At 31.5% G+C, this 16,148-nt stretch carries 15 protein-coding genes; 7 read left to right on the top strand and 8 right to left on the bottom strand.

Annotated elements, in window-relative coordinates; all coding sequences use genetic code 11:
- The first annotated feature begins 172 nt into the window (after window positions 1–172).
- The 3 genes from Q1A73_RS04875 to Q1A73_RS04865 all read left to right on the top strand — a co-directional run bounded on the left by Q1A73_RS04875 (window position 173) and on the right by Q1A73_RS04865 (window position 3,410).
- Window positions 173–589 (top strand): MotA/TolQ/ExbB proton channel family protein, encoded by a 417-nt coding sequence (locus Q1A73_RS04875; RefSeq protein ID WP_299602324.1) that lies wholly within the window; start codon window positions 173–175, stop codon window positions 587–589.
- Between the two features lie 143 nt (window positions 590–732).
- The gene (locus tag Q1A73_RS04870; RefSeq protein WP_299602322.1) at window positions 733–2,058 is read left to right on the top strand and encodes a serine hydrolase domain-containing protein; all 1,326 of its coding nucleotides are present in this window, start codon (window positions 733–735) and stop codon (window positions 2,056–2,058) included.
- Window positions 2,059–2,291: 233 nt separating this feature from the next.
- A complete protein-coding gene (locus tag Q1A73_RS04865) occupies window positions 2,292–3,410 on the top strand; it encodes a glycosyl hydrolase (protein ID WP_299602319.1) in 1,119 nt (372 codons plus the stop codon).
- 1 nt (window position 3,411) lies between these two features.
- On the opposite strand, the gene Q1A73_RS04860 is transcribed toward Q1A73_RS04865, so the two are convergent.
- The 5 genes from Q1A73_RS04860 to Q1A73_RS04840 all read right to left on the bottom strand — a co-directional run bounded on the left by Q1A73_RS04860 (window position 3,412) and on the right by Q1A73_RS04840 (window position 9,290).
- The gene (locus tag Q1A73_RS04860) at window positions 3,412–4,773 is read right to left on the bottom strand and encodes a DUF3179 domain-containing protein (protein WP_299602317.1); all 1,362 of its coding nucleotides are present in this window, start codon (window positions 4,771–4,773) and stop codon (window positions 3,412–3,414) included.
- Between the two features lie 66 nt (window positions 4,774–4,839).
- Window positions 4,840–6,606, bottom strand: a complete 1,767-nt coding sequence (locus Q1A73_RS04855) for an ABC transporter ATP-binding protein (RefSeq protein WP_299602315.1) — start codon at window positions 6,604–6,606, stop codon at window positions 4,840–4,842.
- Window positions 6,607–6,640: 34 nt separating this feature from the next.
- Complete coding sequence (gene bla / locus Q1A73_RS04850; protein WP_299602313.1) at window positions 6,641–7,384, bottom strand: subclass B1 metallo-beta-lactamase; 744 nt, start codon at window positions 7,382–7,384, stop codon at window positions 6,641–6,643.
- Window positions 7,385–7,387: 3 nt separating this feature from the next.
- Window positions 7,388–7,927 (bottom strand): metal-dependent hydrolase, encoded by a 540-nt coding sequence (locus Q1A73_RS04845; protein WP_299602310.1) that lies wholly within the window; start codon window positions 7,925–7,927, stop codon window positions 7,388–7,390.
- Between the two features lie 7 nt (window positions 7,928–7,934).
- Entirely contained in the window at window positions 7,935–9,290 is a 1,356-nt protein-coding gene (locus tag Q1A73_RS04840; RefSeq protein WP_299602308.1) for a DEAD/DEAH box helicase, read from the bottom strand.
- A 204-nt stretch (window positions 9,291–9,494) separates the two neighbouring features.
- Here Q1A73_RS04840 and Q1A73_RS04835 point away from each other — a divergent pair, with 204 nt between their 5' ends.
- On the top strand, window positions 9,495–10,115 hold the full coding sequence (locus Q1A73_RS04835) for an L-threonylcarbamoyladenylate synthase (protein ID WP_299602306.1): 621 nt from the start codon (window positions 9,495–9,497) through the stop codon (window positions 10,113–10,115).
- 5 nt (window positions 10,116–10,120) lie between these two features.
- Here the strand turns inward: Q1A73_RS04835 and Q1A73_RS04830 are convergent, their stop codons facing one another.
- A complete protein-coding gene (locus tag Q1A73_RS04830; RefSeq protein ID WP_299602305.1) occupies window positions 10,121–10,996 on the bottom strand; it encodes an AraC family transcriptional regulator in 876 nt (291 codons plus the stop codon).
- Window positions 10,997–11,224: 228 nt separating this feature from the next.
- Between Q1A73_RS04830 and Q1A73_RS04825 the strand changes: the two genes are divergently transcribed.
- Together Q1A73_RS04825 and Q1A73_RS04820 are read left to right on the top strand one after the other, a co-directional pair.
- On the top strand, window positions 11,225–11,809 hold the full coding sequence (locus Q1A73_RS04825; RefSeq protein ID WP_299602303.1) for a hypothetical protein: 585 nt from the start codon (window positions 11,225–11,227) through the stop codon (window positions 11,807–11,809).
- A 172-nt stretch (window positions 11,810–11,981) separates the two neighbouring features.
- Entirely contained in the window at window positions 11,982–12,113 is a 132-nt protein-coding gene (locus Q1A73_RS04820; RefSeq protein WP_299602301.1) for a hypothetical protein, read from the top strand.
- A gap of 5 nt (window positions 12,114–12,118) precedes the next feature.
- On the opposite strand, the gene Q1A73_RS04815 is transcribed toward Q1A73_RS04820, so the two are convergent.
- Window positions 12,119–12,856 (bottom strand): LytTR family DNA-binding domain-containing protein, encoded by a 738-nt coding sequence (locus tag Q1A73_RS04815; RefSeq protein ID WP_299602298.1) that lies wholly within the window; start codon window positions 12,854–12,856, stop codon window positions 12,119–12,121.
- On the bottom strand, window positions 12,857–13,903 hold the full coding sequence (locus Q1A73_RS04810) for a histidine kinase (RefSeq protein WP_299602295.1): 1,047 nt from the start codon (window positions 13,901–13,903) through the stop codon (window positions 12,857–12,859).
- Window positions 13,904–14,234: 331 nt separating this feature from the next.
- Between Q1A73_RS04810 and Q1A73_RS04805 the strand changes: the two genes are divergently transcribed.
- Window positions 14,235–16,085: a glycoside hydrolase family 13 protein gene (locus Q1A73_RS04805; protein ID WP_299602292.1), complete on the top strand. Its 1,851-nt coding sequence runs from the start codon at window positions 14,235–14,237 to the stop codon at window positions 16,083–16,085.
- The last annotated feature ends 63 nt before the right edge of the window (window positions 16,086–16,148 follow it).

The following is a 16,148-nucleotide window of genomic DNA, read 5'->3' as shown; positions in this document are numbered from 1 at the left end:
TTTTGGATGAATAACGGAATTAGTACTTATTATAACAAAATTACATAGTTGTTTTCTGAACACTATACGAATCAAGCTAAATACGAAACGAATTTGGTAGATAAGCGCAAAAAAAATATTCTTCTTACTTTAGAAACTAGTTTTGAATATGTTTAATTCAAAATTACTTACTATGATATCACTATTTCTTTTACAATCTGAAAGCAGGTCTTTTTTCTCTACATTCTTCGCGAGATTGCAAGAAGGAGGAATGTTTTTTATGTTCCCTATCCTATTGATGCTTTTGTTGGTATTGTTTCTTATCGTTAGAGGAGTTATTTCTTTGAGAAATGAGCAGAAAGGACTTCAAAAAAATATTCAATTACTAAACTCAATTGGATTATTAACTTTAGTATGGGGAATGCTTGGACAACTAATTGGTATTGTAGGAATGTTTGATCAATTAGAAGAAATTGGCAATATATCCACACCTATCTTCGCTGGTGGACTAAAGGTTTCTGCATTACCTCCAATTTTTGGTTTTCTTGTCTTTATAGTTTCAAGATCGGCCTCTATAATTTTTACTTGGATTGCTAAAGAATCGGAATAACCGTTTTTATTCATCAAACAAGTATCTATTTGTTTGATTCTTTTCATAATAACATTTCACTTAAATACATAATGAAGTTGCTATCAAAATAATCTTTTGAGAAGGATCTTGCTTACTTCATTTCCAAACAAAATATGTATGATATGATTAAAAAAATGATCATTATACCTTTCCTTTTGATCGGTTTAGGTATCACCGCACAGAATTTCAATAAAACAAAATTAGACAGCTTGTTTACCATCATCGATCAAAATAATAAAGGAATGGGTAGTATTTCCATATTTCAAAATGGAAAAGAAGTATATGCTAATTCCATAGGATATGCTGATATAGAGAATAAAATAAAGCCTGATAAAAATACGAAGTATCGTATCGGTTCTATTACAAAAACTTTTACAGCTACGTTAATTATGCAGTTGGTAGATGAACAAAAATTAAGTTTAGATACCTACTTGAGCACTTATTTTCCGGAAATACCGAATGCAAGTAAGATCACCATAGAACATTTACTAAGACATAGAAGTGGTTTATTTAATTTAACCGAAGATGAAGACTTTTTAACTTGGATGATTTTGCCAAATACTAGAGAACAAATGTTAGAAAGATTAGTAAAGAGAAAGGTGAATTTCGAACCAGGTGCTAAGACAAGATATTCTAACACCAATTATTTATTACTTTCTTACATAGCTGAAGAAATAGAAGGCAAAACATATGCAGAAATTTTACATGCTAGAATTATCAAACCACTAGATCTGAAAAGGACTGCCTACGGTAAAAAAATTAACTCTAAAAATAACGAAGCCCTATCTTATGTGCTAAAAGAAGATAATTGGAATATGGTGAAGAATGAAACACACATGAGTGTTCCTATCGGTGCAGGAGCAATTGTTTCTACTCCTACAGAATTAAATGTATTCTATGAGAATCTTTTTTCTGGTAGATTGGTTGCAAAAAATTCATTAGATAAAATGATGGATATTTCAAAAGGAATGGGGATGGGAATCAGTGGAGAAACTTTCTTTAATAAACAAGCTTATGGTCATAATGGAGGTATTGATGGTTTTCAGTCGCTTACATTATATTTGCCAGAAGAAAAAATTGCAGTTTCCTACATAGGAAATGGAGTAGTAATGTCTCCAAACAGTATCATTATTAATGTGTTGGATAGTTATTATAATAATAATTATCAACTTCCTAAGTTCGAGAAAACATTAAAATTTACAACTGAAGAATTAGACCAATATTTAGGTGTTTATGTAAGCGAATCATTTCCTTTTCAGATAACCATTACTAAAGAAAATACTGTGCTCATAGCAGACGCAAAAGATGGTCCTACATTTCCATTAAAAGGGTATAGTAATCATAAATTTATTTCTGATAGAGCAGGAGCGGCTTTGTTTTTTCATCCGACTGAGAATGAAATGGTGTTGGAGTTAAATGGAAACAAAGTGAATTTCAAAAGAAAATAGACTTAAGAGATGGATAGCTTTAATCTCTATATGAAAATCAAATGATATTTGAAGAAGGAGTTCAAAAACATACACTTACAGGAAAGTAAGAATTGTATTTGGAAACTTAAAACCTTGATCACTAACTAATAGGTCGAGGTTTTATTTATTTTGCTAAGGTTCAAAAAATGACTAAATAATGTTTTTAAAATAGCTCGATGTAAGGTTTTAGAATATATTCGACTATAAAAAGTATGGGTAGATTCTTTCTTATAATTATTTCCTTCTTTTTATTAAGTTGCTCTACAGAAGAAGAAAGTTTATTTGATCCTAACGCAGAAAGAATTCCACCTTTAATCACTAACGATGGTTCTTTTGCGGATAATGATTTATGCGATGAAGCCAAAGATTTATACAATAGACTTATAGAATTAACACAAAACGGAATTGCCTTTGGTCAACAAGCTCCTTTCGGTACTGGTAATAACTTTCCGATGCCAGATAAATTAGACGAGGATTTTTTAGAAGTAGCTCAAGATTATCCAGCTATCGTTGGATTTGATCTAGAACTGATAAGCCTTCAGAATGAATTTATTATAAATGATTTTATTGAGAAATTCACAAATGCTGTCATAGAAGCTCATAACAATGGTAGTATCATTACTATGAGTTGGCATATGGTAAACCCAAATAATTCCGCAGGTGTTTTAACAACAGTAGTACCTGATATGTTAGAAGGAGGAAAGTACAGAGACAAGTTTTTAGATAACCTGGCAAAAGCAGCAAGAGTTTTCAAAAATATTAAAGACTCAGAAGGAAATCCAATTCCTGTATTATTTAGACCTTGGCATGAAATGAATGGAAATTTTTTCTATTGGGGAGAAGGTTTCAGAACTACAGAGGAGTACAAGCAATTATATAAGGATACAGTAAGGATTTTGTCTGAAGATTTGGATGTACATAACTTGATTTATATCTATGCGCCAAATTGGGTTTCTAGTGCAGAAGAGTATATGAGAAACTACCCAGGAGATGAATATGTAGATATGCTGGGCGTAGATGTATATGATTTTAAAAATGGTAATTTTTTGCAAAGTGCTCTACGAAATTTACAAATTGTTGAAGACATTGCTACCGAAAGAAATATGCTATTTGCACTTACCGAAACAGGGATAGAAAATGTAACTCAGACTGATTGGTGGACGAATAGTCTGTATAAAGCTATCAGAAGTAGCAGTATTACCTATGCCATGATCTGGAGAAATGATACTCCTTCTTTTTTTCACGCCCCTTTTGTAGGTCATCCCTCCGAAGATAATTTTAGGGAGTTTGTAGATACGGATCTAATACTACTAAGTGAAGATCTTAAGTAACCTATTTAATTAGAGTAACATTTGGAAAAGCAGCTTGATATCCAAACCAAAAGGCATTGTAGGCAGGAAAGCGTGCTAATTTTTGTTTAGTAGTTGTATGTATCAAAGCATCTTCTGTGAGTTGCCAAGTATTACCATTATTATCAGTCGCTTCAATACCTTTATCATAATCTGTGAATTCAACATCTTCTGTGAAGTATACTCTATGCGCTCCTGATTTATCAGTAAATACCGTGAAGTTATTGTTGCTAATTGTATGTTTAAATATTCTTTTTCTCTTAAGAAACTTGGAGGAAATCGCGAAATTTTCTTCTGTTTGATCAGGAAGTCTAATGGCTAGTATTTGTTGTTTGTTTTTAAGCCTTTTATCTTTTTTAGGAATGTTAAACATTAAATTATCCGTAGCAAAATAATCTTTGTATGCTACACCTTCATTATAATCTCTTTGATGTCCTGTACGTAAGGATAGTACAGATGTTTCTGGATGTCTCTTTTTCCATTCTCTCCAGGTGGTAGTAACCACACTGAGATATTCTAATTCAATATTTTTTCCTACCAATGGACCTATTACGGGTTTTCCCCATAAGGTATTCCAAAGCGATTGAGTTTCTTTATCGTACATCAGTTTGTTAGAACGATGCAAGAATCCACTAGTTCCTAAATCGTATTGTACTCCGTCTTTATTTGTTTTATATACTATTACGGTTCCACATAGTGTACAATAAACTCCTGCTAATGGAATTCCTCCAACAGTATCTGTAAACATTTCATGCCAAGCTAAAATACGTTTAGGATATGCTCTAACATCACCATTGACAGCGATGCCAAAAACAATATGATCATCTTTTAAATACGTAGCTTGTTTTGCAGTAATCATTAGAGGATTTCTAAGAGGTGGAATACCGTCTTGTACGACACCTCCCCAACGAACTTCATCCAATCGAATCGTTGATTGTTGTTCTCTGTTTAAAAAATATCTTGAAAATTTGTAATCGATGTAGTGATGTAATGTTCCTTTAAATTTGTAATAATTAGAATTATAAGCTGGAGCCTTATTCCAAATATATTTATACCATGCATTAAAATCGTAACCATAATTTTTTTCAGTCTCTTTCTCTAGTAACGATAGGATTTTGGTTGAAGTTTTTGTGTTGTTTAAAAAGTAAAGAGTCTCTATCGCAAGTATTTCAAAACTTTCTTTCCAGTTGTAATCGATATAAGTGTATGCGGTATTATGGGTGTTTAGATCTGAAGAAGTAAAAAAATCTAAGAAATACTCATATCCTTCTTTTTGTACAACTTTCTGAGCATTTATTTCCTTAATACTAAAAAGTACAATACACAATATTAGAATATTTTTCATTCAACTTTTTTAACTTGGTCGAATGATTACCTGATTTTTAACAGATTTAGGAAAGTTTTAATAATTTTAGATCCTTGCCTGATAGGTATAAAGATCAAAATATCTTCCTTCTGCAGTAATAAGTTCATCATGATTCCCTCTTTCTGCAATATGACCGGCCTCTATAACCAAAATTTGATCTGCTTTTTTAATAGTGCTTAATCGATGTGCAATTACAAAGGTAGTGCGACCTTTCATTAATTCATTAAGGCTCTTCTGAATTAAAGCTTCACTTTCTGTATCGAGATTAGAAGTAGCTTCATCTAAAATAATGATTTTTGGATCTGCAAGAATAGCTCGTGCTATAGCAATCCGTTGTCGCTGACCACCAGATAGTTTTACTCCTCGTTCACCAATTAAGGTATCTAAACCATCATCAAATCGATCTGTGAATTCATTTACATAAGCTGCTTTTACGGCTTGCCGTAATTGTTCTTCGGTAGCATCAGGTCTTGGAAAAAGAATATTATCTCTAATCGTACCTTCAAATAAAAATTCATCTTGTAATACAACGCCTAAATTCCTTCTGTAACTACTCAAATTAACTTTGGAGATATCATTACCATCTATAGTGATTAAACCGGATTCCGGATTTAAAAAAGTAGCAGACAACCCAGCTATGGTTGATTTTCCCGAACCGGAACTTCCTACTAATGCTGTTACGGATCCCGAAGGTGCTTCAAAACTAATGTTGTGCAATACTTCTTTACCTTTTTCGTAAGAAAAGGATACGTTATCAAACAGGATGTCTCCTTTTATAGTATCTAGCAGGATTGTTCGTTTTTCTGCGTCTTCTTCAGGATCCATATTCATTAACTCTTCAGTCCTGTCTAAACCTGCTAACGCTTCGGTTAATTGAGAACCAATATTGCTCATTTGTACGATCGGCGCGATCATAAATGCCAGAACCATAGTAAAGAATAAGAAATCACCTGTTGTCATTTCACCTTGCATCATATAATATCCACCAATTCCCATAATACCTGTAGATGCAATGCCTGCCAATAAAAAAGTAGAAGAACTGGTCATCAGGGCAGTTGAAGTTAAACTCTTTTTTACATTTTGGAATAAGCGATCAACACCACTCTCAAAAATTTTATGTTCTTGTTCTTCTGCACCAAACCCTTTAATCACTCGCACACCTGCTAAGGTTTCTGTTAGTCTACCTTTAACTTCAGCATTAATTTGTCCGCGTTTTCTAAAAATAGGACGGATATATTTGAATGCTTTAAGTGCTACAATTCCAAAAAGACTTACGGGAACTAGCACAAAAAGTGTCATCCAAGGATTTATATAAATCAGAATCCCCAAAGAAACTAAAGCAGTGAATATTCCACCTACCATTTGTACCAGACCAGTTCCGATTAGATTTCTTACACCTTCAACATCACTCATGATTCTTGATACCAAAGCACCTGATTTAGTATTGTCAAAAAAACTGATTGGTAATGATAAAACTTTTTTCTGTACCTGTGCTCTTAATTCAGAAATTAGATATTGCGCCTGTACACTAAGAATTCTGGTTAATAGAAAGGAGGTAGTTGCTTGTATTAATATGGCTACACCCACTATGATTAATAGTTCGTATAATAAGCCGAGATCTTTTGAAGGAATCACTTCATCTAACAAAGCTTTACTTTTCCATGGTAAAATTAGTCCGGCAATTCTATTAAAAACGATTAAAATCAAACCTATGAATACCAGATTTTTTCTGGGCCATATTATAGTTTTAAAAGCGGTAATTATGCTAACTTTTGGTTTTTTCTTAGAAGTTTCTTTTGTGGTGGATTTCATCTGTTTGCTTTTATAGCTTATTTCAATCGGTTAATTATTTCTGAAATAAGGAAATAGTATAATCTAATAACGTAATGTCTCCAATTTTTCCATGACCAGGAATCACCGTTTGTACTTCTGGATACTTCGATTTTACTCTTTTTACAGTATGAGACCATTCATCGGTATTGGCATCTTCTAGATTTCCCTTAGAAGCTTTAAGGCTCTTAACCATACAACCCCCAAATAGAATTTGATCATCTGGGAAATAAGAGACAATATTATCTTCGCTATGTGCTTCTCCAAAAAAAGTATTTACTATTTTTTTATCACCTAAATGTAATACAATAGAATCTTCAAATATTTGATCTGGACTTTCATATTCCTTTTGATTCATTAATTTGGATGTAAGTTTAGAAGCAATAGATGGGATATTATATTTTTTAAAGATGTCCATTCCCTCATGGCAATCTCTATGAAAATGATTAAAAACAACTCCCTTGATAGTAATATTCTTGTCGTCTTGAAGCCATTTGATTAAATGTTCGGAGGCAATATCGTTGGCAGGTGTATCAAAAATAAAAGCTTCGTCATCATTTACATATACAAATCCATTACAATTATATTGTTTGCCATTGTCTAAGAAAATTTTAGAAATATGGACATAGCCATTATCGTTTACTTTAGAAAGTTTTAAGTTTGGGGAAACCTCTATATGTTTTCCTTCTTCTTTGGATTTACAACATAAAAAAAGAACGAATAAAATAGGTGAAATAAATCTTAGTCGCTGTTTAGTCATGAATTAGGAGGACTTTTTTCTTTTTAAAATATTCATAGCTAATATATAACAACCTGATGGAATACCGATCCATAAAAGTTCGCTTAACAATACTTTAATTCCCCAGACACTAAAAAATCTACTGGCACCTATTGGTGAAACTTGGATAGGTCGCCATGGAAAGAAGTAACGATTATTATCAAAAGGAGAAAAGAAAGCAATTCCTAAACCTCCTGAAGTCATGGCATCTAAAATTCCATGAGAAGCGGTGCATATGCTAAAGTAGAGGATAAGAAATAATCCTGTTTTAGAAGTTAGTTTTTTGCCATAGCAGATAACGGTAATTAAAAAACCGACCAGGATTGCAAAAATAAATGAATGGGTAAATCCTCGATGTCCCCAGAAATCTTCGTAGGCAATACCAAATTTAAAACCTAGAACATCAGCATCTGGAAGTATAGAACAAAGTATCCCGAGGATCCAAAGCTTTTTGGTTCTTAATTCTTCACTGAAACTTGTTCCAAGTGCATAAGCCGTTAGTGCATGTCCAAAAACTGAAGCCATTTTAGTATTACTTTTTCCTTTTCTTATGTTTTAGGTTAAAAGTTTTATCTCCTTTGGTCTTTGGTTTCTTGTATTTCTTTTTAATTTCCCTTTTATATTTACCTCCTAGATTTACTTTTTTGTTTTTGTCTTTCTTTTCATGGAAAGCAGCTCCAACTTCATCATTAGGACGTTTATGAGGATTATATATTTCCTTTACTTTAGGTTGTTCTTCTGGAGTTAATTGGTCCGAAGTTTCAATACTATCAGGAAGATCTAATTGTTCAATCTTCATATCCATTAGTGTTTCAATGGATTCTAGATATTCTTCTTCTTTTTCTGTAGTAAGCACAAAAGAAACTCCTTTTTTTTCGGCACGTCCAGTTCTTCCAATTCTGTGCATATAATTTTCTGGATATTCAGGAGTATCAAGATTTATTACTTGGCTTACATTTTCGATATCCAATCCTCTGGCCATTACATCTGTGGCAATCAGAATTCTATTTTCACCTTCCCTAAATTGTTCAATACTTCTTAATCGATAATTTTGTGTTTTATTAGAGTGAATCACACAAACTTCATCATGGAATTTTTGGTCCAATGCTTCAAATAGTCGATCGGCTATTTTCTTGTAACCTACAAAAATGATCGTTTTATGAAAAACTTCTGTATCAGATAGTAAGTGTTCCAAGAGGTTTACTTTGGTGTAAAAATTAGGAACTTTATAACCATGTTGTTTTATATTTTCTAGTGGAGTACCGCTTTTAGCAATGGATACTTTTATAGGTTTTCTAAAGAAATCTGTAATCAATTTGTCCACATCCTCGGTCATGGTTGCAGAAAACATAATATTTTGACGTTGTTGTGGAAGTACATCAAAAATATTCATTAATTGATGTCTGAACCCTAAATCTAACATCACATCTACTTCATCAATAACTACTTTTTGAATAGATTTTAATTGTAATGCTCTACTTACGGCAAGATCATATAGACGCCCTGGTGTAGCAACAATAATATCTAGTCCTTCTGATACGATCTGTTTTTGAGTATTTATATTCGTTCCACCGTAAACTCCTGCAATTCGTACATTGATATATTTAGATAGTTTTTCAATTTCGTCTACAACCTGTACTACCAATTCTCTAGTTGGAACCAAAACCAAAACTCTTGGGTTTTGCTGAACAGAATATTTTAGCATTCTTAGAATTGGTAACATATAAGCGTATGTTTTACCAGTTCCTGTTTGCGCAATACCCACAACATCTTTACCAGACATTACCACAGAGAATGCTTGTTCCTGAATAGGAGTGGGGGTTTCGAATCCTATATCATCAAGAGCATTGAGGAGTTGTGTACTTAAGTTTAAATCTTTAAAAGTCACTGCTATATCATTTTTTGTGCGAAAGTAGTTTATTTGGTTCCAAAAAGTATGATTCCTTGAGGAATATAGTATTTTAAATTCAAAAAAAAATAAAATTAATAGCTTTAATATTTTTGTGCATACCCTCAAAAAGATCATAAATACAGCAGTAATAGCTAATAAAGTATACGATAAAGCACTATCTTTATACCACTGATAATAGGTATGGCAGAGCTAGTAAAACTATATAACGAAAATCCAAATCCACGAGAAATTAAAAAAGTAGTTGATTGTCTTAGGGATGGAGGTTTGGTAATTTACCCTACAGATACGGTATATGGGTTAGGATGTGATATTACCAATAACAGAGCTTTAGAAAAAGTAGCTAAAATTAAAGGTGTTAAACTAGCCAAAGCTAATTTTTCATTTATCTGTAGCGATCTTAGCAATTTGTCAGATTATGTGAAACAAATAGACAATAGGACATTCAAACTTCTAAAAAGAACGCTTCCTGGACCTTATACTTTTATTCTTCCAGGTAGTAATAACTTACCTACCGTTTTTAAAAAGAAGAAGACTGTGGGAATTAGGGTGCCTGATAATAACATTTGTAAAGTTATTGTAGAAACGTTGGGTAATCCTATTGTTTCTACTTCTATTTATGATGAGGATGAGGTCATAGAATATACTACAGATCCGGAACTGATATTAGAAAAATGGGATAATTTAGTGGATATGGTTATCGATGGTGGGTATGGTGGCAATATTGCTTCTACGATAATTGATCTCACTGGATTTGAGCCAGTTTTAGTCAGAGAAGGGAAAGGTACTATAGATATTATCTAAGTAATTTAAGAAATCACGTATTTTAATTCATTCCTATAAGTACTTGGTGTTTTGCCTGTAAATTGTTTAAACAGTTTATTGAAGTGTGAAAAATTACTAAAACCACTTTCGAAACATATATCCGTAATACTCGTTTGTTTTTCATGAAGTAGCTTAGCAGCGTGTACTAGTCTATATTCATTCACAAACTGAATAAACGTTTTGCCTGTATTCTTTTTAAAATACCTACAGAAACCGGGAACACTCATACTTACTTTATCAGCAATCTCTTCTAACGGAATTTGTCTCGTAAATTCTTCTTGCACGAAGTTAAAGATCATATTGATACGGTTATTATCTTGTAATGAAGTTTCAATTATAAAGCCTTCCGCATTTAAAATGGAATAATCCTTTGTCTGTTGCATTTCTTTAAACACCTGAAGTATACCTAATAACCTATCAAAAGGATCTAATAATCCTAAAGCCTCTATACGTGCACCTATTCTTCTTTTGGTATCACCATGAAAAACAATTCCTTTTTTTGCTTGTTCTAATAATTGGTTAATGCCACTCATTTCTGGAATGTCGAAAAAGGAATTTCCAAGAAAATCAGGTAACATTTGAATAATAGTTTCACTTTTATTCAGCGTTAATTTATCTGTAAAACCACAATGAGGTAGATTGGATCCTATAAGCATTAATGCGCCATTTCTGTAATAGGACATATGACTACCAATTTGGCGTTTTCCAGCTCCACCATTTACATAAACGATTTCAATTTCAGGATGATAGTGCCAAATTGGTTCTTTATTCATTTTTTCCTGAGAGAAGTTTTCATAGAAGAAAGAACTACCAAATTCTGGAACTATTTTCTCTAAGGCAGGTTTTATATTCTTTTTCATAAATGGGGAATTTTCTCTTTATAATTATTTTGTAAAGATAAAAAATCTATTTTGTTAATTAAATGTAAAATATTATAAATCATATGTTAAATTAACTTTAAGGTGATTTCATAGTATATGTGTAGGTTAAAATAGAACATATATATGCAAATATAGATGTATTTATACACTTGTTTACCGTTTTATATTTGCAGTGTAAATTATTAACAACAACAAAAACCTAAAGTTATGAGAAGAGTAATTAATGTATGCCTGATTGCAGTTGTAATCATTACAAGTAATATTGCTAATGCTGCAGGAAGAGTTTCAGTTGAAATCACAAATTCGTCAATGGTTAATGTATCCTTGACTGAAGTAGAAAAAGGAGAAAAGTTATTTTTAAAAGATTATGACGGAGAAGTATTATTTAATGTTACGTTAGATGCTACTCCAAGCTATCAAAAGTATTTTAACCTTAGTAATGTTTCTGATGGAATCTATTTTGTAGAGACAGAGACTCCATATGAAATTAAGGTAACACCTTTATTAAAGAACAAAAAAGGAGTGTCTTTAGTAAACCAATCTGCGGTAACTGTTTTCAAACCGTTAGTTAAGACAGATAACAATATCATTAAGGTAATGTTTAATAATACTGAAAAATCACCATTAAATCTTACGATTTATGATAGCGATTTCAGATTATTAGAAGAAGTAACTGGTAATGAAGATTCATTATTTAAAAGAACATATGATTTTTCTAAAATGCCAAAAGGAGAGTATCAGTTCTACTTCTCTTTAAAAGACAGAACCTTTATAAAGAAAGTTAGTATTTAATTGTTTTATTAACTCAACCACTAGATAAAAAGGCAGCGCTAACCACGCTGCTTTTTTTATGCCATAGATTTTGATAGGTTAATATTGAATAGATATTGGTCAATTTAGAGCTTTTAAACTATTGATATTCAGTGTAAATTTAACCTAGATAATAATCTTTAAAATTATAATTATGAAAAAAATAGCAGAACTTTATCTAGTAGTAGTAGCGATTTTTGTGGTTTCTTTTTCTGATGGATTAAAAGAGATTTCTTTTGATATTAAAGATTTTTCATTAGATACTGACGAATTTTTAAACGCGTAATAATTTTAAAAGTATCCAAGAGTTTCTTTTACCTTGGATTTATAGTTTCTACCAACAGGAATTTTTAGACTTCTAAGTTCTATTTCACTGGTAGAGAAAGAGTTTATATGATCTATTGCGATTATAAAAGAACGATGTACTCTAAGAAATTTGCTAGTAGGAAGAATACCCTCCATATGGCTAATGCTTTTATATGCGATAATTTCTCTTTCTAGTGTTTTTACTTTTATATAGTTTTTCAGACTTTCGATATAAAGAATATCTTTTAGAAAGATTTTTTGCATCTGCTTTTCAACCTTTAGATATATAAAAGTAGTATTGTAATCGCTTAAGATATTCGAGTTGTTCGTCTCTAAGGTGTTGGTTTGAGTAGTATCGTTTTTAGAAAGTTTAAGTACTTTGTTAATAGCTTTTAAAAATCTGGAAAATTCGATAGGCTTTAGTAGATAATCGATTGCTTCAAGATTAAAGGCATCTACCGCATAATCACTATACGCTGTTGTAAAAATGACATTTGGTATAGGCTGAATGTCTTTTAAAAAATCGATCCCAGTTAGATTTGGCATTTGAATATCCAAGAAAATCAGATCTATAATGCTATTAGTAATACTATGAAATGCCTCCAAAGCATTTGCACAGGATTGTACCAATTCTAGTTGATCTATTCTAGCAATATAATTTTCTATTATTTCTCGAGCTAGCGGTTCATCATCTACGATAAGACATTTAATTTTTGGATTCATCTAAGATTGATACGTAAAATTTAATGTTAAGACCACTTCAAAGGATTGGTTATTATCTTCTATGTGCAAAGAATAGTTGTCGGCATATAGTAAATCTAATCTCTTTTTTACATTTCTGGAGCCAATCCCACCAATAAATTGTTCTTCGGTATTATGATCAGGGAATTTTGAATTTTCAATCTGCATTATTAACTTATTTTGTTTTGCATTTAGATAAATTACAATCCATGATTTTTCCGAAGAAGAAGTTCCATGTTTAAACGCGTTTTCTACAAAAGGAATTAATAAAAAAGGAACAATTTGATAATCGTTATCCATTTCATAATGAAAACTAATCTCCACAAAATTACCAAATCTTAATTTTTCCAGATCCGCATAATTTTTTAAATAATCTATTTCTTTACTAAGAGAAACTTTTTGGGTATTAGCCTCATACAGCATATATCTCATCAATTTAGATAATTTTAATACCGCGGTCTCTGCATCATTTGACTTTTTAAGGATTAGGGCATAGAGATTATTAAGTGTATTGAATAAAAAATGCGGATGTACTTGATTGCGAAGTTGTATAAGTTCAGCTTCGATTTTTTCTTTTTCTAATTCTAGTGTTTTTTGTTGTGCATTAAAGTAAAACCTAAAAAAAACAATTCCTAATGGAACTAATGCAGCAATATTTACATCTAAAATAGTATTTACCAGTTCAGTAATAGTAAAGTACCCTTCGCTTTGCCATCCAGGAAGGTAGTTTGGTTGTACATAAAAGTAGATGATTGGTCTTTGAATACAGGTGCTAACAACTAATAAGGTGATAACATAGAATATAATAAATAGTACAAATCTTTTCGTTTTAAAAAACTTAGGTAGTAATACATAGATGGTGATATAAACCAATAACATTCTTGCGGGCAAGCTAAATGTTTGTATAGTGAATGATCTTGCGTAGTCATTATCGTAAGTACCCCAGGTAATACCAAAAAATATGATTAAACAAATCCAATAAAGAATATGTCTAAGAATCTTATTGGAAAATATTTTTTTTATCAGCATATGCCTCATATTTCATTTGAACTTATAAACTAAAATCTAAAAAAAATCAAAGATTTAATAAAAATCAGTACGGATAACCTTTAATCTTATACAAACAACAGTTCTTTCTCAAGATTCAACGAAAATAGTATATAGTTAATAGTGCATACGGTATTCGTAGTTTTCTGTCCCTATCATAAAATCATTCGTATAACAAAATTGATAATAGTTTAAAAAGCTCATTTATTGAAGATGAAATAATTAAAAACTTCATTTTAAATGGATGCTCATAACTATTGTTTTAAAGTTGGATTGGTCCATTTCTTTTGAACACTAAAACAATTTACAAACGATGAAAACTTTTTCAAAGAAAACTCTTCTTTCGTTGAGTACACTATTATTGATCTCTATAAGTGTTTTATCCCAAAAGGTAAAACAACTGGATCATGTAGAACCGCCTTTTTGGTGGGTAGATATGGTAAATCCTGATGTACAACTATTAATACACGGGAAAAATGTAGCAGATTATGATGTTTTAATATCTAATAAAAATGTTGAGTTAAGAAGCGTAAACAAGGTGGCTAATAAGAATTATCTATTTTTAAACCTTACCATTTCAAAGAAAGCCACACCAGGAGATGTAATTATAAAATTCAAAAATGGGAAAGAAAATTTTGAATATGCTTATGAACTAAAACCAAAACCACAAAGAGTTCATAATGGTCAGGCAGTTACATCAGAAGACGTTATATATCTTATTACTCCAGATCGTTTTGCAAATGGAGATATCACCAATGACTCTACGGATGAAACCTTGGAAAAAGTAGATAGAGATAATGAAAATGGAAGACATGGAGGAGATTTACAGGGTGTTTTGGATAACTTAACATATATAGAAGAATTAGGAGCTACTACATTATGGTTGAATCCAGTTTTAGAAAATGATCAACCTGCATATTCTTATCATGGATATGGAATTTCTGATTTTTATAAAACAGATACGCGATTTGGAAGCAATGAAGATTATAAAAAAATCGTAGATGTTTCTCATAAAAAGGGAATGAAAGTAATTATGGATCAGGTGTTTAATCATTGTGGTTCTGGACATTGGTGGATGAATGATTTGCCATCTAAAGATTGGTTAAATCAGTGGGATACTTTTACAAGAAGTAATTTTACCAATATCGCTTCTTCTGATCCATATGTGTCGCCTGATGATTATGAACTATTAACTAGAGGTTGGTTTGATAAGAACTTACCAGACCTGAATCTAGAGAATACGTTTTTAGAAACCTATATGATACAAAACTCTATTTGGTGGGTTACTTATGCTGGTATTGATGGAATCCGATTGGATACCTATCCGTATCCTAGTAAACATGCTATGTCTAACTGGATGAAAGCATTAACTACAGAATACCCAGGTTTTTATATGGTCGCAGAAACATGGGCTGAAAGAGCTTCTTATCTGTCATATTGGAATAATGATAAGTCAAATAGAGATGGATATACTCCTCATGTTAGTAGCATTAGTGATTATGCTTTATATTACTCTATAATCAGAGCTTTTGGAAAAGATGGTGACATCTCGGAATTGTATAAGACCTTAGCAGAGGATTTTGTGTATGGAAATGCTGCAAATAACAAAGTTTTCAATGGGAATCATGATGTTGATCGTTTATTAGCTTTATTGAATGAAAATGTAGACAAGCTAAAACTTAGTATGGTTTTTACATTAACTACACGAGGAATACCTCAAATTTATTATGGAGATGAGATTTTAATGAAAAACAGACGTCCCGATGGAAAAGTAAGGCAAGATTTTCCTGGTGGCTGGAAAAATGATAAAAGAAATGCTTTTACAAAAGAGGGCAGAACAGCTGAAGAAGAAGCAGTATTTAACTATATCAAGACAATTCTAAATTGGAGAAAAACAGCATCTTCTATACATAATGGGAAATTAACTCATTATCAACCTAGGGATAACGTGTATGTATATTTTAGATATACAGAAACCGAAAACACCATGATCATCATAAATAATAGTAACAAGAATTATAATGATTTTGATTTAAAACGTTTTGAGAAGTCGCTAAATGGATATACTAGTGGAAAGGATATTATAAATAATAAGTTGATTAGCAATCTTGATCACATTGCAATATCCAAAAATTCTGCATTGATTATAGAACTTATAAAATAGTAAATCCTATGAAAGAAGTATTAGGGGAGATAGAGATGAATCTTTAGCGTAACAAATTCAGTT

Source organism: uncultured Aquimarina sp., from assembly GCF_947492115.1.
GTDB lineage: Bacteria > Bacteroidota > Bacteroidia > Flavobacteriales > Flavobacteriaceae > Aquimarina.
Note: the sequence above shows the minus strand (reverse complement) of the source record. Positions and strands in the feature narration are given on the sequence as shown.